Source organism: Bacteroides sp. 51 (assembly GCF_010500965.1).
Lineage (GTDB): Bacteria > Bacteroidota > Bacteroidia > Bacteroidales > Bacteroidaceae > Bacteroides.
Map to the genome: position 1 here is coordinate 64645 of NZ_QVMI01000030.1, position 23159 is coordinate 87803.

At 44.2% G+C, this 23159-nt stretch carries 12 protein-coding genes and 1 pseudogene; 4 read left to right on the top strand and 9 right to left on the bottom strand.

Translation table 11 applies throughout. From position 1 onward, the window contains the following. Positions 1-504: 504 nt before the first annotated feature. Positions 505-2091 (top strand): ribosomal protection-like ABC-F family protein, encoded by a 1587-nt coding sequence (gene abc-f, locus D0T87_RS18700; protein ID WP_163176874.1) that lies wholly within the window; start codon positions 505-507, stop codon positions 2089-2091. A 49-nt stretch (positions 2092-2140) separates the two neighbouring features. Next, positions 2141-2656, top strand: coding sequence for a nitroreductase family protein (locus tag D0T87_RS18705; RefSeq protein WP_163176876.1), 516 nt, complete (start codon positions 2141-2143; stop codon positions 2654-2656). Positions 2657-2755: 99 nt separating this feature from the next. On the opposite strand, the gene D0T87_RS18710 is transcribed toward D0T87_RS18705, so the two are convergent. The 8 genes from D0T87_RS18710 to D0T87_RS18745 all read right to left on the bottom strand — a co-directional run bounded on the left by D0T87_RS18710 (position 2756) and on the right by D0T87_RS18745 (position 18393). After that, positions 2756-3766: a family 43 glycosylhydrolase gene (locus D0T87_RS18710; protein WP_163176878.1), complete on the bottom strand. Its 1011-nt coding sequence runs from the start codon at positions 3764-3766 to the stop codon at positions 2756-2758. 36 nt (positions 3767-3802) lie between these two features. Beyond that, complete coding sequence (locus D0T87_RS18715) at positions 3803-6073, bottom strand: GH92 family glycosyl hydrolase (protein ID WP_163176880.1); 2271 nt, start codon at positions 6071-6073, stop codon at positions 3803-3805. Between the two features lie 165 nt (positions 6074-6238). Beyond that, complete coding sequence (locus tag D0T87_RS18720) at positions 6239-7711, bottom strand: glycoside hydrolase family 71/99-like protein (protein WP_163176883.1); 1473 nt, start codon at positions 7709-7711, stop codon at positions 6239-6241. Positions 7712-7737: 26 nt separating this feature from the next. After that, positions 7738-8460 (bottom strand): DUF3823 domain-containing protein, encoded by a 723-nt coding sequence (locus tag D0T87_RS18725; protein WP_163176885.1) that lies wholly within the window; start codon positions 8458-8460, stop codon positions 7738-7740. A 30-nt stretch (positions 8461-8490) separates the two neighbouring features. Continuing rightward, entirely contained in the window at positions 8491-10485 is a 1995-nt protein-coding gene (locus D0T87_RS18730) for a RagB/SusD family nutrient uptake outer membrane protein (protein ID WP_163176887.1), read from the bottom strand. Between the two features lie 11 nt (positions 10486-10496). Further along, the gene (locus tag D0T87_RS18735) at positions 10497-13679 is read right to left on the bottom strand and encodes a TonB-dependent receptor (RefSeq protein ID WP_163176889.1); all 3183 of its coding nucleotides are present in this window, start codon (positions 13677-13679) and stop codon (positions 10497-10499) included. A 192-nt stretch (positions 13680-13871) separates the two neighbouring features. After that, entirely contained in the window at positions 13872-15572 is a 1701-nt protein-coding gene (locus tag D0T87_RS18740) for a hypothetical protein (RefSeq protein ID WP_163176891.1), read from the bottom strand. 448 nt (positions 15573-16020) lie between these two features. Continuing rightward, positions 16021-18393, bottom strand: a complete 2373-nt coding sequence (locus D0T87_RS18745; protein WP_163176893.1) for a TIM-barrel domain-containing protein — start codon at positions 18391-18393, stop codon at positions 16021-16023. A gap of 221 nt (positions 18394-18614) precedes the next feature. Between D0T87_RS18745 and D0T87_RS18750 the strand changes: the two genes are divergently transcribed. After that, positions 18615-21185: a hypothetical protein gene (locus D0T87_RS18750; RefSeq protein WP_163176895.1), complete on the top strand. Its 2571-nt coding sequence runs from the start codon at positions 18615-18617 to the stop codon at positions 21183-21185. 41 nt (positions 21186-21226) lie between these two features. Here D0T87_RS18750 and D0T87_RS18755 read toward each other — a convergent pair whose 3' ends face one another. Further along, positions 21227-22453, bottom strand: a complete 1227-nt coding sequence (locus tag D0T87_RS18755; protein ID WP_163176897.1) for a glycoside hydrolase family 71/99-like protein — start codon at positions 22451-22453, stop codon at positions 21227-21229. A 220-nt stretch (positions 22454-22673) separates the two neighbouring features. On the opposite strand from D0T87_RS18755, the pseudogene msrA reads away from it, so the two are divergent. Continuing rightward, a pseudogene (gene msrA / locus D0T87_RS18760) lies at positions 22674-23150 on the top strand (peptide-methionine (S)-S-oxide reductase MsrA); the annotation flags it as partial. Positions 23151-23159 lie beyond the last annotated feature (9 nt).

Sequence of the window (23159 nt, forward strand, 5' to 3'; positions counted from 1 at the left end):
TTTCTAAAAAAGGTCGGTGCCATCCTAGTGAGATGCCCTAGGCAAACCATTGGAATGCCTAGGGCATCCCAACCACATAGTAACTATACAATAATTAGCAACCTATTTTTCTGCTTGATCCGAAATCAACCTTCTAATGTATCTGTAAGGCTGAAAGCCTGTAATATTTAGCCTAGGATAAGGTATAACAGGCTTTCAGCCCTACAGATACATTCAAATGATGGATTTTTATATTGAAGTTATTTATCTAAACAGTGTAAAGCAGTATATAACTACCAATAAAATAACTAAAAAAGAGAAAAGGATATTCTTCCGGAAAGAAGAAAACTGAATAATCATGCGCAAATAATTAAAAAAGTATATTACCTTTGTACCTGAACTTAAAACCCATACAATGTAATTAAACGATTAATAGTTGCCCATTAAACCGGCACATCTACTTCTGAGAGATTATCTATATCGGTTTAACTGCCTCTTCATTGCAGGCATCTATTAATTACATTTATGAGTATCATTATCAGTGATTTAGCATATCACTATCCTAATCAGGACCATTTATTTGCGCACATTAGTTTTTCGGTAGAAAAACAGAGTAAGATATCCATCGTAGGCAACAACGGCGTAGGCAAATCTACTATATTAAAGTTGCTGGCAGGAGAATTATCACCGTCGGAAGGCAGTATCACATCGTCTTCCCAGCCATACTATATTCCCCAACATACAGGCTTATTGCATCAAACCGTAGCCGAAGTACTGCAAATCAGCGATAAGCTGAAAGCTATGGAAGCAATCATTCAAGGTAGCGTATCACAAGCTGATTATGATACCCTGGCAGATGACTGGACGATCGAATCAAGATACGAGTCTGCCCTGGCCTACTGGCAACTATCGCATATCAAGCCGGACACCCCGATAGATGATTTGAGCGGTGGAGAAAAAACAAAAGTATTCCTATCGGGGTTGTTGATCCATACCCCTGAATTTATATTGCTCGATGAACCTTCCAACCACCTGGATGCGGCAAGCCGCGAATTACTGTACCAATACATTGAACAAAGTACAGCGAGTATCGTGGTGGTTAGCCATGACAGGGTGCTTTTAGATCAACTGGACACCACATACGAACTGTCTGAACAAGGAATAAAACTGTATGGAGGGAACTACTCCTTCTATATCGAACAGAAAGAGATTGAAGAAAATGCACTGGACGACAGCATCCATGCAGAAGAAAAAGCACTCCGCTTAGCCCGCAAGAAAGCGCAGGAAGTCCGGGAACGACAGGAAAAGCGTTTATCCAAAGGACAGAAGAACAAATCGGAAGTTCCCCGAATTGCCAAGAAGACATTAACCAATTCTTCTGAGAATACAGCCGCCAGATTGAAAGATAAACACGGAGAGATTATCAATAACAGCCAGAGTAAACTAACAGACCTCCGGCAGCAAAAAAGGGCATTGAAAGAATTAAAGATTGATTTCGAGAATGCTTCTCTCCATGCAGGAAAGCTCCTGATCGAAGCAACCGGCATTAATTATGCCTATCAGGAGGAAGCTCCTCTTTGGAAAAATCCTTTAGATTTCAAACTATATAGTAACGACCGTATACATATTTGCGGAAACAACGGAAGTGGAAAAACAACATTCATCAAGCTACTCACAGGTCTGTTATCTCCTTCAGCCGGAGAAATAAAACGTGCAGACTTTAAGTGGATCTATCTGGATCAAAACTATAGCCGGGTAGATACGGACTGTAGCATAGAAGAACTGGCAGAAAGCTATAACCACAACAACCTCCCCGAACACGAAGTTAAACTACGGCTCAACCGTTTTCTGTTCCCATCCTCCACCTGGGATAAAAATTGCAGGAGCCTGAGCGGTGGAGAGAAAATGAGGTTATACCTGTGCTGCCTGATGATCAGCAACCAAACGCCTGATCTTATCATATTGGATGAGCCAACAAACAATTTGGATATCGCCAATATGCAGATTCTAACACAGACCATCAAGAACTACCGGGGCAGCCTACTGGTTATATCCCATGACAGGTATTTTGTAAATGAAATCGGAACAACAAGCGAAATAGAGATAGGATAATATCCAAATATGCTACCTTTGCAGATCGTTTTATTAAATATATTACATTATGAATCTATTAGAAATCATACAAACCCGGAGATCTGTCCGCAAATACCAACCCACAGAAGTTGAACAGGAAAAGCTGGATTATATTTTGGAATGTGCCCGTCTGGCACCATCGGCCGTTAATTTTCAGCCCTGGCAGTTCTACATAGTCAAGAGTCAGGAAGCTAAAGAGAATCTTTTTGAATGTTACCATAATAAATGGTTTTCGACTAATCCGGCACCGGTATTTATCATAGCCTGCGGAGATAAGAATGCTTCATGGAAGAGGAAAAGTGACAGCAAAGACCACTTGGATATTGACATTGCTATCGCCTTTGAACACATCTGCCTGGCAGCAACAGAACAAGGACTAGGCACTTGCTGGGTATGTAATTTTGATATGGAAAAGGTGGTATCGTTTCTGGGATTGCCCGAAAATATGATACCGGTAGCTATTACACCGTTAGGGTATCCGGAAGTAGAAGAAGTGAAAAAGACACCACGGAAGGAGAAGGAAGAGATTTGCATGGTGATCTAGCAGCGAGGCGCTGCACCCAGGTTTCTATGCAGACTGATTTTATGACTGTTAGATATACTCTCCCCCTCCATCCCTTTGAGACGGAGGGGGAGAAAGATTTTATCTCGTTTGTTTCACCATCTGTATCGTTCCATCCTCATTGTAGTACAACTTATCTACACAAACAGAACGCAACCAGTCATTAAATTCCCCATTCTTTTCGGAAAGGTCGCTACTGTGATAGAAAGAGAACCATTGACCTTTATACTCTACGATAGAACCATGATTGGTATAGCTATTGGTTGGTTCCATATAAATTCCTTTATGCTCCCAAGGGCCCAGCGGATTATTGCTGGTTGCATAACGCATTCTGTTATCTCCTTTTACACCATCATTCCAGTTATCATCGTGGTTATCTGAATATGACAGATAGTAAACACCATCTTTCTTGTGTATCCATGTAGCTTCGTGGAAATCAACAAGACCTTCCATCAGTTGAAGTTCGCCATCAAGTTCGATCATATTGTCTTTCAGCTTAGCGCCGTAGCTTTTTCCGCCGCCACCGTAGTAGAAATAAGCCTGTCCGTCATCATCAACAAAGACACAGGGGTCGATTTCTCCCTGATCGGGTAAACCAATCAACCAATGGTCCAGACAAACAAAACCGGTAGCTGGCTTATCGCTGACAGCAATACCGATCTTCCATGAATTATTCCACTCCGGACCGCTTGGATGGGGGAAATAGAAATAATACTTACCATCTTTATAAGCACAATCGGGTGCCCACATAAAAGTTCCGCCGTTAGGTAAAACTCCTCCCCAAGGCACATCTTTAGCTTCAAGAATCTGGCCGTGGTCTGTCCAGTTGATCATGTCGTCTGTGGAGAACACATGGTATTTATCCATAAAATCACACCCTCGTGGAGGAGCATTGTCATGCGAGGCATATACATACAAACGTCCGTCATCCCAAACGTGGGCAGAAGGGTCGGCAGTGTACATGTGTTTGATAAACGGATTGGGAGCAATAGAGTCGAACAACTCCGCTTTGGCAGTGCTTTCTTTAGACTGACAGGCAGCTAAAGAAAGGATTGCTCCGAACAGGAAAAGAGAATAGAGAATCTTCTTCATGGTTTTATTGTTTAATAGATTTATAAATTACATTCATTATTTACTAGTGCCCGAAGGCGGTACGTTATCCGGAGAAGCCGCCCATTGCTTATTGGCTTTGTCGCCCATTACCAGTACCAGTTTACCACCATTTTCAATATCCGAATGAGAGAACCAAGGCTTATTCCATTCCTTGCCATTCAGGGTAGCCGATTGGATATACTTATTCCGGTCAGAACAATGCTGTGCTTCCACTTCAAATACTTTGCCATTGCTCAACATCATCTTGGTATAAGGGAACAAAGGACTTCCGATATTATAGGCTGGCATCCCCGGAGTCACCGGATAGAATCCCAATGCAGAGAAGACCACAAAGGCCGACATACCACCACCGTCTTCATCACCGGGAAGCCCCATCAAGTCGTTGCGGAACCATTGATGCAGTAGGGTGCGGATACGTTTCTGGGTTTTCCAAGGTTGCCCGGCATAGTTATACAGATATGGAATGTGCAAGCTAGGCTCGTTTGCCATAGAGAACTGACCTACATTACCGGTATGGTCGGGAATCTGAGCATAGAATTCAAATTTGCTCTTACCTAATGGCTCATTGAATGTCTGATCCAGGTTCCGGATGAACTGGTCAGGCCCACCCATCAGCCCGATCAAATCGGCCACGTTGTGAGGAACATCCCAACGATATACCCAACCGTTATTCTCGCCATAATAATCGCGGGCGCCCATGCCACCGGAATACCGATAATCGAATGGTTCGATGAACTTACCGTCTTTATCTTTCGGGTGGAAGAAAGCCGTTTCGGCATTATATACATTCCGATAATTATATGCGCACTTTGCATAATGGGCAGCCTCATCTTCCAGTCCCAATTCAGCAGCAATCAGCGACAAGCACCATTGATCGTATGCCGTTCCCAGTGTTACTGCAATGGGTTGCCTTTTTTCATAGGGTTCAACGTTGGGCACGGTTTCTTTTTCACCGGGATATAAAGCCGGAATATATCCGTTCTTTTTATAGAAATCGTCCAGCCATCCGGCAGGTGCACCCGACCAGGGAATCAAAGTTTTTTCTTCAATTCCTTTTTTACAAGCCTCGTATGCTTTCTCCAGATCGAAACCACGAAGACCTTTTATATAACCATCAATAACAGTAGCTACAGCGTGGTTGGAGTTCATACGGCGGGAGTCGCCGGTGATTTCAGGAAAAGTAGGCATCCACATTTTACCCATTTGCTCGGCCATGCGCAGGTAAGAGTTGATGACATCAACCTCTACTTTATCGTCAATCAGTACGCGCAGGGGGTGCGTAGCACGGTAGGTATCCCAAATCCAATCATCGGTATAGAATGGAATGCCATTGTCGTCGTGTACTTGTCCGTCAAACGCGCTATAATAGCGTCCGTTCTCACTTATGCATACCGGACGCTCAAAGCAACGGTACAGGGAGGTATAGAATACGGTCTTATCGTCATCGTTTGTTCCTTGTACCGTGATTTTTTCCAACTCTTTGTTCCAGATGTCACGACCTTTAGCAGCCAGAGCGGTTACATCATAATCGTTTAGCTCTCTTTTTAAGTTTTCTTTAGCCTGTGCTTCGCTAATAAACGAAACGCCATAACGCAAATTGAGCGTTTGCGCCCCTGTGCCATAATCAAGAATTACACAGGCATTTTCTCCTTCGGTTTCTTTTTTACCTTCAATAATATTGTTCTGCGCCCAAACGCCAACTTGCTGAGGTATCTGCTGGGTTTCCAGATATAGATACACCCGCGTATTGTTTTCGAGCAATTGATATCCGCTTACGGTATTTTCCTCTACCCTCATGGCACCGTTACGCGAATTGAATATGAGATAATTAGGGCAATCGGGTTCCGTATATTCTATCTGATAGATTGCCGATTGGTGCGATAGAGCATAAGAAGCTACGATACCATACTCATCCAGATCAACCCGATAGGAATAAGGAGACAACTGCTCGTTGTCGTAGCTATACTGAATGACATGTGAAATACATTCCGAGGTACCCTGAAAAGGGCTCAGATTGAAAGCCGACGAACCGCGATGGCTGGTGACGATCAGAGGCAGGCCATTAAGTTTATCTCCGGTATAATCGGCCCGTTCCGGATAAACCCGTAACATGCTGTTGGGAAGGTGAATGGTGGGGTATGTAGGGACTAAAAGATGGCTGATGTTCCCCATATAAGGGTTGACATAATCAACCGGTGCCTTCTCGGTCGTCGTGGGTTGTCCCGAAGTACATGACAACATAAACGCTGTACATACTATTGATAAAGCTAGAGTTGTGAGTTTCATAACAATCTTTTTAATTTTACGCTATTTCTGTAGGGTTATGAGTGTAAATGATTAGCTGTAGGGGCGGTTCGCGAACCGCCCAAAAATGGTTTCCTGTGTATTCTGGGCATTGGGCGGTTCGCGAACAGCCCCTACAGTAAATCACTCCTTTCCAATCCGTTTCTATCATTTCCTTGCCGGCAATGTGCCCGATAGTGGAATTTCTCCCCTTAGCATTTGCCGTCCCTGTCCGGTGAGCCATAAGTAATGATCCGTTGGCAGGTTATCCTCAATACCGCCGAACTCAACTTTATAATCACTGGCAAGGGTGTATTTGGCATCATCGGTACCCGGCTTTGAAACCATGGAATAATTTCCATCCTTAAACCTTACATAGTAAATATCGGCAGCCTCATTGCTTGGTACATCTTTTTTATTAAGACATTTGTAAAGAGCCGTACCTTCGTCTATTTCGTCGAACATAGCCATGTACAGCATCTGTGCTCCCGACTTGATACAGTGATACATCTGATTCCAAAGGAACTGTCCACCGTGACGCTCGTTCACTCCGTTCTCGGGGTGCATATTACGGTCCGAAGATCCTGCGAAGCAAAGTGGTGCGTATTCTACTTTGTTCTCATTACACCATTTAACATCATTCTCAATTAGGCTGTGAAAGTTAGCATAGTTATCCATTCCATAACGTCCCACGAACCAAGGCATAATCACATCCGAAGCCTTGATCAGATCATGCAGTTTAGCATCGGGCAGTGCATCGTTGCGTCGTTCACGCCAATGAGTCGGTACTCCCAGCATCAGGCTGAAACCTTTTTCTTTAAGTCCGTTCATCAGTGTTTCCACATCGTTGAGCGAGAATGGACGACCGTCATTGAAACCTACGCCCCAAAGCGTAATAAGCGGCTTCCCACCTTGATGAAGATAGAACTTTTGTTTCGTTCTGTCTTTCAACTGGTATTTATCCATGATATCCTGTGCATCGGCCAATACTTTATTCAACCGTGCGGGGGTGAAACCACCCAAGTCGTACATGACGCAGATGGCCCGCTGATGGGTATTAGAAGCATCCATAGCCGATTCCAACACTTTATCGAAGTGGTCTTTTCCATCGGGATTGTCGATTACTTCACCTACGAAGCGTTGCATGAATGCCCCATCGATGCCGTAATCCTTCATCCACTTAAAGTGAAGCATGACGGTAGATTTATCATAGGCACTATAAACTGTCGGGTGACCGCCACCGGGAAGGGTGAAAGATTCGACCGGATACTTTACTTCGTACTCCCTCATATCGGGCCAGAAGTCGATAGAATTCCGAAGCACACCCGGTTCAAACCGGTCATTTTCACGATAGTGATACCATTCGGTATTTTTATGCTTACTGTGCGAGCAGCCGTCGCCCGGCGTGCCGAACCAACCCTGATAACCGGTCATTACAAGCCCCCGGTAACTATCGAATGGTTCGCCTTCCTTGTGTAAGATAAAGTCAGGCACATTGTATTCATCCTCTTTACCCGGTTCTTCCGGTTTTTCGGGCTCCTCAATTGCGGGAGGAATATAGTCATTGTCTCCGTCGCTACAAGCTACTGTGCTGGTCAGAAGACCGCACAGTATAAATAGATATAGACTTTTAAATTTCATCTTTTCAAATATTAGCTTCGTTATTACTACTCAACTTTGATTTCTTTAATCTCCGTATAATTAAACTTCTCAAAGTCATCGCGCACCTTTGCACCCATGCGAACGAAATAGATATAGCCGGGTTTCACTTTTGCTTTAACTGTAAAAACCTTACTCTTACCATCATCCAGCTTCTCAAGCTTTTCCCATGTCGACATTATATTTACCCTGTGGGCAGTATTATTATAATAACTGATGCAATTAGCTGCACCACAGAACTGGTTCAGACTGAGATACGGACGAATTTCCATAATCTGGGGTAAGCCCTCTTTCTTCGGTGCATCTATGCGACAATGCATGAAAAGCGAGTCGCCAACAAGTTCGGTCTGGAAATCGAACAACTTTAAATAAGGGGTTACTTCAAAATTCTGAGTCACCGTTTTCTTTCCAATACCCAAACGTATGGTATCGGCAGGCCACCAGGCACCCTGAGGAACAATATCATAGGTACCGTTAAATAGTTTGGTATTATTGAACGTTCCGTCCTGTTTCACCGGAATATCCTGATGTTCGGGATTAAGGCTAAAGCTCTTTTCCCAGATGCGGACACGGCATTCGCCCTGGTCGGCCAGAAGATTCTCGCCTGTAGTGACATCAATAATGCGTCCGGTGAAATGAGCGCCCGGTTCGTCGAAATTATCTACTTCCATGCACGAGGCCATTAACATGGCCGATGCACCGACAAACAGACTGTATATTAACTTTTTCATATTCGTACTCTTTTACTTGGTTTACTATTATTAATAACCATCATTACGTATGAGTTTGGGGTTCTTACCGATTTCTCCTCCGGGGATCTGTTCGTAATACCACCTTTTAAAGAAATCTACTTTGCGACCCTCGCGTTCTACTTCATTGAGGTATATGTATTTACCTTCCGAAAGCACATAATAAGGAAGCAATGTGTGTGGCCAGTAGCCATTCTGGAACATGATATCGGCCACCCTCCAACGGCGCAGGTCATACAAGCGATGATTTTCGAAGCAAAGCTCGCGTGCACGCTCGTCGCGGATGTATTGCAGGTTTTCGTCAATCGGGAAACCATAGACAGGAGAACCGATATCTTCCGGAGTGCCTACCATTTCATGGCGTTTGGCGCCTGCACGGTCGCGTATCTCATTTACATACTCGAATGCTTTTGATTTAAGTGATTCATCATCTCTTATAAGTCCCAGTTCATAAGATGCTTCTGCCATGTTGCAAAGGATTTCACCGTAACGGAACACCTTCCACGACTGTGTACTTCCGTGAAGTCCGCGACTTGCAGATGTTGCGGCGCTATTCACATACTTGCGGATAAATGCTCCGGTGCGGGTATAACCTTCATCGCCTTTACCTTCGGCCAGTCCATATTTCCCACTCACTTTTACATTTTTATGCCCGTCAATATCCTGAGTCTTACCTGGGTCAGAAGCTCTTACACGATACGTATTTGTATAGTCATTTATACTACCCTGTGTATCGGCAGTGCCATCGCTTGCCAAACCCGGGTAAGCCTTATAAACACCTCCCTGAACATCCAGTACAGCACCCGATGCCGTTTCCGTCATTCCCGGGAAGAAGAAGTTGGCACGTGCACGAGGTTCCATTTCGTCTGTATCCCAAAGGTCTTCCATCCTGTCAAAGCGTACAGGTTTGCCATCCTCATCGGTAATTGCAGGCATTTCAAAGAGTCCCATGATTTCCCATACCGGTTGCAAAGCAGATCCTACGTTATTGGCCAGCCCCTCGCCCAATGGCAACACCATCGTATCCCAACTGTGGAATAAGCTGGTATTTTCATAAGGAGTTGACGCTAAAGCACCATACTGCTTAACCATAATATCTTCGGGGTTATCTTTATCTTTGAGAAATACATCTACGTATGCTTTTTCTTTGTCCGATCCTGTATACAATGTAAAACCTGCTTCCTGAAGGAATTTGCCGGCATCAAGAGAATACTGGAAAAACTCCTGCGCTTTGTCGGCCGGCATTCCCATCAAACCTGCTTGGACAGCCGGTCCGGTTGTACCGATATATCCACCATATTTAGCAATGGAACCTGCATACAACATTGCGCGAGACATCAAAGCAGCGGCAGCATACCGATTGGCACGTCCTACTTCCTCTTTTTTCGTTGAAGCGTTCTCCATAGCAAACTTCAGGTCGCTGTAGATAAACTTCCAACAGTCATACTCCGTATCACGTGGTTGTTGCAACTCTTCGGTTGGTGCTTTGGGGTCGAGTACTTTATCGACAATAGGCACACCGCCATAACGTTTTACAATACCGAAATAGTAGAATGCACGCAGGAAATAGGCTTCGCCCATATATGCATTGAATTCTTCTTCCGTATAGATGTTACTATACCCGGGGAAATTCTCTATAAAGTAATTGATATCGCGAATGCGATCGTAGTTCCAATATCCCCAACCATCTCCGTAGGAAGGTTCGCGTCCTGTGGCTTCGCACGCAGCAGTAGCCGGACTGCCTTTCTGTGCTTCCCATTTGTTTCCTGTGTGCCAGCCACCCTGGTTCACTGTTGCATAACCTTTGTTATCGCCATTCTGTTTGTAGTTAAAGTCTTCTATAGGAAGATCCTGGTAGATGAGTGCAAAATACTTCTTGATACCATTGTCGGATACGAAGAGGCCATTTTCGTATATCAGCCCCTTGGGTTCCAGATCCATATCATAGCAGGAAGATACCGTAAGGCCTAGTGCAGCTACCACAAATAAATATTTTATTGTTTTCATATTCTTTCGTCTTAGAATTTAATTGTTGCACCAATATTAAATGTACGGTTCACCGGGTAATTATAGAACAGGACGCCAGTTTCATCGTTTTTGTTTGCTCCTCCCTGACGGCCGGGACGTTCGGGGTCGATATTGTCTAGTCCGGTAAAGGTCAGGAGGTTATAAGCATTTACATAAACACGAAGGTCTTGTATGCCTGCTTTCGACAACCATACTTTAGGTAGTGTATAACCTACCTCGAGTGTTTTCAAACGGATATAAGATGTGTTCTGAATACCTGTTGTACCTGTATTGAAACTGTGTCCGGTAGCCGGATAGAGTCCCGAGATCCATTGTGTATTCGGATTCCACGGGTCGTCCGTAGGATTTAATGTATGCCAACGGTCTTTGTAGATGTCTAATACGGCACCACCATTGAACGGAGCAACTTCTGTAAATACTTCACCATACGAGTTGTACACTCCGGCAGCCCCTTGCCAGTTCATAGACAGGTCAATGCCTTTCCATTCGGCGCCCATTGTTATACCGTAGTTGAATACCGGCAGGTTGAAGTTGGCTACAGGATGCTTATCATCATCATTTACAATACCATCGCCATTCCAGTCTTCATAGTAATAGTCGCCGGGCAATGTACCCTGCCCCAGGTTAGCGCCGGTTGTACCATGATAGCGAATCTGATCGTAACTGTAAAAACGTCCGCCCTCTTCGTAAGCAAACCAGATGTCTTTGTTACGGCCCGATACTTTGTCACGATACCAGTTTCTCATTGAATTACCTGCCTGACTATCTATTTTATAATCCCAGCGGTTTTTAGTGGCCGAGATCTGTCCGTTTACCCAATAGGTCAGACCGATGGAAGGTATTCTGTTGCGATGGCCCAGGCTGATTTCCCAACCGAAGGTTTCGTCGCTTTCGAGATTCTCTTTCGGCATTGATGCACCTACGGTACCCGGAATGAGAGCTGATGATGTTTCCAACAACCCATCACGTTTACGTTTAAATACTTCGACTGTACCGCTCAGTTTCTGGTTCCACAAATCGAAGTCGATTCCCAGATTGTAGGTTTTCGCTGTGTACCAGGTTAAATCGGGATTAGGAATAGCTGTTGCAGAAACGCCCGACACGTATTTTCCATTATAGTAATACCCCACTTCGTTTTTGAGTTCGTATGCTACCACCGTTTGAGGATATGTGCTGGCTGCTTCATCATCTCCCATCTCACCATATGAGGCACGAATCTTCAGGTTGCTAAGGAAAGGCACCCATTCTTTCATAAAGACTTCTTCGCTGATACGCCATCCGGCAGAGACGGCGGGGAAAAAGCCCCAGCGCGAACCTTTCGGGAAGCTGGACGAACCGTCGTAACGGAATGAGAAATCGGCCATATAGCGTCCTTTATAATCATAATTAACCCTGCCGACAATAGCTTGGCGGGTTTTCTCGCCTGCACCGTCCATAAAAGCGATTTGGTCGTCGGTTTCGCCGTAAACCAGTTCTTCTCCATCAAGGAGCATAACACGCTGTGCATAAAAACTATCCCAGTTGTTGTATTGTTCTTCGAACAGTACCAAACCGCTCACGCTGTGATCGCCAAACTTATTGGCGTAATTCAGTGAGAGTTGCATTACAGTTCCGTAAGAAGGGGCTGTGGTGCGTCTTAAGTAGGGGTTTTCATTGCGGGTGAAGGTTTCCAGTTCACCGTCAGTACCCCGGTTGTACAAGTTGTAGAGACGTTTAAGGTCTGTATTGTTTGTTGTAGCATAATCGTAGCTATAGAAGGCGCGTGCGTTCAGACCCTTCACTCCGGGAATGTCGTAAGTTAAAGCCATAGAACCGTTGAAGTTGATACGTTTCTCGCGGCGGTAACCGGTGAAACGGCTATCAATAGCGGCCGCGGGGTTTTCGTCTTCCAACATATCGGCATCGAAAGCCGGTAGCGAATGATCGCCGTCTACCCAAACCTGAGAGGTTGGTTTGTAGGTCCATGCTCTTTTATATACTGTCCAGATGTCGGTAAATGGTTGGTTCTTTTCGTCCATGTATCCGCTGGTTTGTATGCTGGCTTTCAGTCGGTTGGTGATTTTGGCATCTACGTTACCACGGAAGTTCCAACGGTCATAATTCAATGAGCCGCTTCTGTAAGCTCCTTCTTGTTTCATATACCCCAGGTTGAAGAAGTAGGTTACTTTTTCGGCTCCACCATTGAGGCTGACGTTGTATTGTTGTTGGGGTACGTTGTCTTTAAACAGTTCGTCGGTCCAGCTTGTACCTTTCTTGCGGCCGGTACTGTACTCCAGCATCTCATCCCAGGTGTACTTGCCCGGACTGCGGTTGGGGTAGTTCATATCGCCAAAGCTGTTGTATTGTTTCTCATTTACGAGCAGCATGTGGTCTACGGCGCTTGCCGTTTCGGGCACATAGAGGAATTGTTGCCAGCCATAGTTGGCCGAGAAAGTGATGTCGAACTTGCCTCCGGTAGATTCACCTTTCTTGGTCGTTACCAGGATTACGCCGTTGGCGGCACGGATACCGTAGATGGCTGCCGAAGCATCTTTCAGTACGGAAACGTTCTCGATTTCGTTGGCATCCATACGCGAGAAGTAGTCCTGGTCGCGTGGAATACCGTCGACAACGATAAGGGGTGATCCCATACCACGGATGTCGATTTTGTTGTTGAATTCGCCTGGTTGTGAACTTGATTGTGTAATACGCACACCGGGCACTTTACCGGATAGCATGTTCACTACGTTTTCGTTCTTGGTGACGACCATTTCTTTGTTGTTGATGGCCGAGACAGCACCGGTCAGCGTGGCTTTCTTTTGGGTACCGTAACCTACTACGACTACTTCGTCCAATACCTTGGAGTCTTCTTTGAGTGTGATAGTGAGGTTGGTAGATGAGGCGGTTACAGTGGCATCCTGATAGCCGATAAAGCTAATGGTTAGCTTTTCGGTACTTGATGCTTCTATGGTAAACTGGCCATCCAGATCCGTAATTGTTCCGCGGGTAGTGCCGTTTACCCTTACACTGGCTCCGATAACGGGCTCGCCTGTAACGTCGAACACTGTACCACGAACGGCCCGGTTTTGTGCAGACAGCGGCAGGGCGATGAGCAGGCACAAAAGAGCGATCATGACAGGCTGCAATGAAGCCCGTGTCTTTCTTCTTATATTATGTATATGATAATGTTTCATCTTTAGATTTTCTGTTCATTATAAAAATCTGTTTAGTAATTTAGGAGGGGCAAAAGCCGGTTCTGTCACGTCATTGCGAGGACTTGTCCGAAGCAATCCAGTCCACAAAATATATAATCTGGATTGCTTCACTAGGTTCGCAATGACGAGGTGGATTCAACCTACTTATGACGCCCCTCATCAAATCAACCTTTATGGTGCTGGCGCAGGCATTGTTGCACCTGCAGGAGCGAGGCGACGGTTGAAGAAGAACAAGCCCATTTGATCGGCTTTGCTAAGTCTCACATCACCATACGCATATTCATAAGCTGCACCAATTCCTAGGCGAAGACCGTAACCGGTGTATGTTGCAGGAATACTTATTTTGCCGTCTTGGGCAACTTTCACATTCCATGGGGCATCGGAGCCAACGCCTCTTCCCCAGAAGTCATAACCATAACCTTCGCCTCCCGAGTATTCTTTACCATTCTCGTCTTTATACTTGCCATCTGTAGCCAATGCCTCAGGCACATAGACTGCGAATCCGTGGTTGAACCAATATATGCCACGACTCTTACCATCACCAATATAAGCTTTACCGACTGAACCTAATACGAGTTTTTCGCTATCGTTGTAGATTACGTCGCCTGCATCTTCAAGGGTTACGACATATTTTGTCCAGCTTTCAAAGAAGCTATTACCCCCGTGAATGATTGGGAATTCGGTTTCGTATTCAGTAATTATTTTCTGCATATCAATGGTTTGGGCACCCATTGGCAATGATTTTTCGCGTCCGCCCCATTCTGCTTCTGCCTGATCGGTGAACAGACCTACGAAGTCTAAACCTGCCAGTTCGTCGTTGATTACGATATAAACTTTAGCTTTAACGACATCGCTGGCAACAACATTAAACAAGAATCCTTTGCGTTCGGCATTGCCATTGAAGCTGGTTCCCAGTCTTTCGTTAAAGGCCCAAGTACCGTTCTTTGATAAGTTAGCTTTCAGTGCATCCCATTTTTCCTGGGCTTGTCCACCCGGTTGTTTTGATTTTGAAGCGATTTCAAATTCTGCACCATCAGGAAGTTCGCTAAAGAAATCTTTAAAGCTGGTTACTTTAAGGAAGTCGGAACCTTTAAATGTGATTTCTTCGTAATTATCGGCAAGCGATTTGGCATTGTATTCCGACTTGATTGTATAACCGCCGATTACTTCGGAATTGAAAGAGAAGTCATCATCAACTTTCACTGTAAAGTAGTTCGAGCTGATAGATGTTCCGCTAAGATCCATCTGAACAGCTACGGCATAAGTCTTTCCGGCGTCTACTCCAAGGGCTTTGATGGGTACAAGCAAATGGTCACCATCGATTGTTACATCGCCATCTATTTTAAAGAGTCCGTTGCCACCGCGGGTTTTCACTTCGTGGGCTTCTGCGATGTCGAATGTGGCATTCTTCAAAGCATCTGCACTGACAGCCGGTGTAGCCAGAAATTTAACTTTAGCACCTGTATTTCCTATTTCAACAATACCATCGGCATATTCGGGGCTATAAATTAATGAGTTTACAGCCGACCCCTTCAGAAGTACGTAGGCTGTACCATTTATGGTTATCGTGAAACTGTTTTCATTTTCAACAATCGATACGTCGCCGCCACCACCGCCGGCAGATCCTTTAATAACCAGTACCTCGCCATTGCTTAATGTCAGTGTCCAAACGCCATCAACTTCTTCGGCTTTGATAATGGATGCGCCTGTGGTAAGTGCTTTCGATAATTGCTCTTTGAGTTCACCAATTGCTCCCTCAACAACGGTTAGCCTTGATTTTAAATCGTCATCATCATCACTACAAGAAGTGAATGCACCGGTTGATAGAACCATTGCTCCGCATAGGAGCACATTGATAAATTGTTTTTTCATAATTATTAAATGTATAAAGTGAATATATAAACGGATTGTTTTTGGGCAAAAGTATGGGGGGAGTATTAAAATGTTCCTTAAAAAGGTCTTAAAAAGACCCTTAAAATTGCATTAATCACAACGTTTTTTTAATATAATTAAAGTTTTAACGATTGCTCCTCTAAAGTTAGAAACGGGGTGTTCTGCAAAGCTCATTCAAGTATGTATATTCCGGAAAAACAACGTACTTGTGGCAAGTGATGCACCAGGTAACGCGTCCTTTCTTTGATCTCAGTGCGTTGGACTTTAAGTGGGAATGCTTCTTTTCTTGTCAGAAACTATCATAGCCTTCAATACACCCGGGTGTTCCGGGTCAAAACACCCGGGTCTTTTTACCCTAAACACCCGGGTCTTTTGCCTTGAAAGACCCGGGTGTATTGGGAGTGTCGGAATAACCTTGTGAAGACAACTAAAGCACCACTTTCAACGTTTCCCCATTGTAATTTACATCTGCGCCGGTAGCTTCAGACAGGTCAATGCCTGTTCCGTTGCCGGGAGCTACCAATATGAGGCGGAAGTTTCTTTTCTGGAGCATCGCCGGGAAGGCACCCTTACGTTCGCCAATAGTTAGCTCCCGTTTTTTATCGTTCCATTTGAAAGTAATAGTAGAATATTGCCCTTTTTCGTAGTTATAGTTATCATTTTCGTCCTCGTAAAGTGTAAACTCACCGTTAGCACCGGGATAGATGCGCACTTCCAGGTTGTCCCAGCGTTTTTCTTCGGCATACTGCGCAAAAGGAGCCAGAGGCAAGATGGAACCGGACTTTACGTAAAGCGGAATCAGGTCTATGGGAACATCGCGGGCAAGCTCCTGCCCACCAGCCCAGCTCTCCCCTGTCCAGAAGTCAATCCAATGGCTTCCTTCGGGCAGATATACGCGCTGTTGCCTCACCTGCCCGAAGTCAACAATGGCCTCTCCGTTACTACGGGCAACATACAATGAATCGGTGACCGGCGCTACAAGCAACGAACGCCCGAACATAAACTCATTATCTATATTATATACCGTTTTATCTTTGGGAAAATCCATAAACAAAGCTCTCATCATTGTGCCGGCACGATGGGTAACATCCCATGACGTAGCATATATATAAGGTAATAAACGGTATCTCAGGTTGATCATTTTCTCCTGCGCATCAAACGCCCAATCGCCTTTCTTGCCGAAATTAAAGATTTCGCGTGGCGTATTCGAACCGTGCGAACGCATCATGGGGGTAAAGGTGGCAAACTGCATCCAGCGTACATACAACTCATGGTACGCCACGTCGGCAACACCCTTCGGATAAGACCGCCAGGTCCAGAAACCGCCAATATCCGTATTCCAATACGGAATGCCGGTCAGGCAGAAGTTCATACCGGCCGATATTTGATTCCGCAAAGTAGTCCAATCCGAGAAAACATCTCCCGACCAGGAATTGGCACCATAACGCTGTTGCCCGGTAAAGGCCGAACGGGTAAGGATAAACACCCGCTTGTCCGACGTTTCTGCCCGCTGATGATCGTACACTCCTCCAACCGTTGCCAGCGGAAAAGCATTGCGGACTTTACGGAATGAGCCTAAATAAGTCTGGTAATCAAAATCACTCTCCTTGATCTGGCTATGATCCGGCTCGGTAGAATCGAGCCACCAGGCATCCATCCCCAGTTTAAACATATTCTCGTTCATATACCGCCAGTAAATATCGCGGGCTTTGGGGTGGTAAACATCGTAAACCTCGGCCCCTACATTATGCGGATAAGGTTCAAAACCCATTAAAAGGTTATCTTTGTTAAATTCCGCATACGGCTTCGTTTTAGGACCAAAGGACGCCCACACCGAGATCATAATATGCGCATTCAGTTGATGTATCTGATCGATCATCGCTTTAGGATCGGGAAACTCCGGATTGCCAAACTCCATCGCATTCCAATACTTATTATTTGTGCTCCAATACTGCCAGTCCTGGATAATCCCATCCAACGGAATGCCCAACGAACGATATTTCTCGACCACACCCACAATCTCTTTCTGGCTGCCGTATCTCTCTTTCGACTGCCAGAAACCATACGTCCACAGCGGGAACATAGGCGCCTGCCCGGTCAGGTCGCGGATTTCCGCAATCACGCCATCGGCATTGCCCCCATACATAAAATAGTAATCGGAGCAGTCGCCCACCACCGATTCAAAGCTCATACCCTCTTCATTATCTATAAACGTAGTCGGAGAATAGTTATCCCAGAAAACCGCATAACCTTTAACGGAATGAATCAAAGGGATACAGATTTCCATATTCTCCTGACGAAGGAATAGCTCCTGGTTCCGTTGGCTCATCCTTCCCTGCTGGTGCTGACCTAAACCATATATCGCCTCATCTTTATCCAGCCGAAAAACCTGCTTCACAACGTAAGTCTCATTCCCGGCATCCAGAGTCGGAGAAAAGGTTGTATTTTCTTTCTCTGCAAACAAAGCCCTCCCGGCCTTATCCGTAAAAGCCACCCGGCCATTACTCAAATCGAGCCCCACACTTAGTTGTGCAGACGACAAAGTGAGTTGATTGCTTTTCTGTCTGACATTAAACTTCACCTCCTCAGGGTGCTTAATCACCGATAAAGATTGTTTTCCCGGCCTCGTTCCTTGCGGATACTTAACAACCCGAACCGTAGCAGGAGTAAAGAACTGTATTTCTATTGCCTGATCGCCTACCGTAGCCTCTATCCCCTGATCCGTTTTCCGGAAACTCTGGGCAGATAACGATGAAATAGAAAAAGCCAGCATCACGCTGTAGAGAAGAATGTTTTTCATGCTTATTAAAGATTTCGATTTATCACTGCCACAAAGAAAAGAGAAAGTACTTAATAAAAGAGTAAATATAACCCTAAATAATTCATTAAAATCGCATTAATTTAAAGAAAAATGGAAGAAAATATTAACACGCGAAAAAGAGATAAAAAGATATAGTCTATTATAAAATTACTGTTATCTTTGTGATTATAATACTATTCAACACAGTAACCTTATAAGTAATGAGACTACGCCTTTTCACTTTATTAACGTCATTCCTCATATTCTCCACTACATTTAGCGCTGAATTAGACTATGGTTTATTCATTAAATCATATCCATTCAAGCCCTCGGAAATGTCCCACCTTGTTTTAGAAGATGGCAATGCATTTGAGCTGAAAGAGAGCATCAAACTTACATTTGAAATGTATGTAAGAAATGACAATGTTTTTGGAAATACATTCCGAATCGTCACAGACAAAAATGAAACGATCGACCTCTTATTTACAGTGGGCGAGAATGATAAACGCTTCCCGATATTTGTCATCAACGAATCGGTACATCCCATCTCACAAGAAGTAATACGCGATAAATGGATACCTATAAGCGTCATACTGTCTCCCGAAGAAAACCAGATTACACTTTGGTACGAAGAAACCAAGATCTCGGTTCCCTACCCGATCTCGGATTCCAGAAGTTTCCGCATGTCCTTCGGGTTGTGCCCGTTCGATGGATTCCTTACTGCGGATGTAGCCTCCGTCAACCTCAGAAACATAGAGATATATAAAAAGGACAAGCTATTCAGATCGTGGAAACTAGAGAAACACCACGGAGATATATGCTATGATAGCCTGGCCAATGTACCCGCTATATCGCACAACCCTTACTGGCTGATAGATGATTACATCACCTGGCAAAAGATATACGAGACCGAACTTCCCAGCGCTACATCCATTGCCTTCAACCCCGGCACAGATGAGTTCTATATGGTGAACAACTCTGAAAACATCATGGTATTCAATGCAAACAGCCTGCAAACACATAATATAAAAGTAAAAGGAGGGCTTTATTCGGCCAACTCACCCAATCAGTTGTTTTATATTCCGGAGAAGAAGACCTTGCTTTCCTACAATCTGAATGAAGATTTGTATTCGTTCTTCTCGTTCGATGCCCAGACATGGAGCAATCATACGCCATCAACCAAAGAACATGGTTATTGGAACAACAGCATTACGTTCTATTCAACAGACTCGGCCATTGTTTCATTCGGAGGTTACGGTTTCTACAGATACAACAATGAATTGCTGCTGCAATATCCATTCGGGAACAAGCCCAACGAGAAAATCCAACTAACAGAGATCTCCCCACGATATACGGCAGGAACAGCGATCGTAGGTAATACCCTCTATATCTTCGGAGGAAGAGGATGTAAATCGGGCAGACAGGAATTATTCCCAAAGAACTACTACGATCTTTATTCTGTTAACCTCCTGACCCGACAGGTAAATAAACTATGGGAAGTACCCACAGATGGTATTGAATTTGTCTCGGGCGAAAACATGATTTACAATAAGGAAGAAGATTGTTTCTACATGTTCACCACACGCTCGGGTGGTATGCTGCTTAAGATTACAACCAAGGATGCGACTTTCGAGCCAATGTCTTTAGCTATAAATGAAGGATTTGAAGCTCAAATGCTATATACCAATCTTTATTATTCGGAATCACAGAAGAAGTTATTTGCTTTGGTCAACAAAATGGCGGTAGACAATACATCGGACATCAGTATTTATTCGATCAACTATCCCCCCATCTCTGTAGCAGACTTATCGCAGGAAATACCAGCCGAGACTACTGAAAAGAGTTCAACATGGGTTTATATCCTTATAGCGGTTCTTGCGGTTCTTGCGGTTCTTGCTATCGGAGGATATTATATAATGAGTAGAAACAAAAAAAGTACCCACCCCGCTCCTCTCACTAAAAAGACGGAAGAAAGCACCGATAAGGATAAGGGTAATGATAAACAAATTCTGATTAACACTCCAAAAGAAGAAAACAACCGAACCAATTCGTACGATTTCTCCAAAGCTTGTATCTGTTTCCTTGGAGGATTCCATGTCAGAGATAAGTCGGGAGAAGATATCACCAGTACATTTACACCTACTTTAAAAGCATTATTGATTCTGTTAATCCTCTTTACGAAAGAAGACCCCAAAGGTATTTCAGGAAAGAAGATGCTTCAATTGCTCTGGAGTGACAAAACGCAGGAATCGGCAAAGAACAACAGAAATGTGTATCTAAGCAAACTTAGAGTAGCTCTTGAAAAGATCGGCAGTATTGATATTATCAATCAAAGCGGATTCTGGAGCATTAAGTTTGGCGATGATGTGATTTGCGATTATAACGAGGCAATGGATTATTTCTCGCTGATCAAAGAGAACAAAATGGATGATGAAACACAATTCAACAAACTGCTTGAACTCCTGCTCCGTGGAACACTCTTGCCTAATACGGAAATTGACTGGATTGATAAATACAAAAGCAACTTCTCGGATTTGACTATAGATACACTTAGTCTGCTGCTGACCGAGAAGAACAATATCAGCAATACAATGAAACTGAGAATTGCGGATACCCTGTTCCAACACGATTATATTAATGAGGAAGCCCTCCGCACAAAATGTATAATCCTTACGGAATCGGGTAAGATGGGATTGGCAAAGACTTGTTATGACAATTACTGCAAAGAATACAGTAGCTTGTTAGGAGAAGAATATAAATATTCGCTATCGGATATAATAAAAAGGAATTGATTACCGTAGGGGCGGTTCGCGAACCGCCCGCGGCAGTAACATCACTGCCGTTTAGGCTGAGCCATTTGCAATGGCACTTCTTTCCTTAACATCCTGCCAGCCTCTCCCACCAGCCACAAATAATGATCTGTTTGCAATTCCTCCTCAATAGGAACAAATACACTTTTGCCTACAGGCACCCGCTTTGCACATTTAAATATAGCCGTACCTTCGTCTATTTCGTCAAACATAGCTACATAAAGCATCTCAGCACCAGAAGCCAGTGCCCCTGCCAGTTGCTTCCACAGGAAGTTCCCTTTATTACGCTCAATTGGAGTATCGCGTGGCTTCATATTCCTCCACGAAAAGCCCGGAAACGATAAAGGCGCATAGTCTACGTTATTCTTTTTCGCCCAGGCAATATCTTCTTTAATGTGTTTCCGGAAGTTCTCGTAACCAGCTTCATTATATCGCCCAACAAACCACGGCATGACCACATCACATTTCTTAATCAGTCGATGCAATCCGGGATTGGCTTCCGTATCCGTCTTCAGTTCTCGCCAATATGTAGGAATGCCCAACATTACACTGAATCCTCGCGCTTTCAGACCATTAATGATATATTCAGCCTCTTTTAAACCATAACGGCGGTTGTCGTTAAAGCCAACTCCCCAGACCGTTACAAGCGGTTTCCCATTATGATAAAGGTAAGACGGATTCTTTGTACGATCTTTCAAAGAATGTTTTACAGCAATCTCTTCAATATCATTCAGAAGAACCTGTTCATCGCCCGATTGCATACCGCTTAAGTCATACATCACACATATAGCCCTTTCATACTGGTTGGCAGCTTTCATGGCAGATGCCAATACTTTATCAAAGTGATGCTTACCACTTTTATTTTTAATCTCTCCCACAAACCGTTGCATAAATACGCCGTCCAGTCCATATTCTTTCATCCAGCTAAAATGAAGATTCACAGTCGATTCATCATAAGAACTGAAAACATAAGCCGGACTGCCATCTTCGAAGCTAAAGGTTGTTTGATACGTTTTCTCATACTCCGATACATCGGGCCACATGTCAACCGTACATGAACCGGGGGTAAAGCCATTGTTTCCTTTGTAGTGATACCATCCGCGGTCGGCCCCATCATCAGGGGCGTTAAACCACCCCTGATAACCGGCCATAACCAGTCCCTTGTATGAATTATATCGCTTAGGAACTGCCTGAGCACTCACACCTATTGAAATCACTAAAAAAACTAATACTTTGATTACCCTTTTCATTGTTTTATACCCTTATTTACCTTATAATACTTGATATGTCTTATGAATCTCATCACTACATGCAAAATGAAATTTAGCATACGACAAATTAAACATCATAGGATTAACAGAACGCGTAAAAAACCACTTAATTATCAATTAAAATGTAAATAAGCGGAAAGAAAAAGGCAAATACTCATATCTTTGTTACAAAAACAATATAATTATGGAGCAGAATAAGGAAATTGCCATCTTTGCCGGCGGATGCTTCTGGGGTGTGGAATATTATATGCAAAAGCAACCGGGAGTAATTACGGTAGAATCGGGGTATATCGGAGGCGATAAAGAGAATCCGTCCTACGAGCAGGTATGCCAAAAAAATACGGGACATGCGGAAGCCGTACGCATCACGTTTGATAATACAAAAACAGATTACGAGACTCTTGCTAAAATGTTCTTTGAAATACACGACCCTACCCAGACGGACGGGCAGGGACCGGATATCGGCGAGCAATACCGCTCGGAGGTCTTCTACACAACCCCACAACAGAAAGAGATTGCTGAAAAGTTAATCGGGCAGTTGCGCGAAAAAGGATATGATGTGGCAACAGCGGTAACTCCTGCTACTACATTCTGGACTGCGGAAGATTATCACCAGAATTATTATGTACAGAAAGGAACAGAACCTTATTGTCATGGTTATACAAAAAGGTTCTAAGGGTTGTAT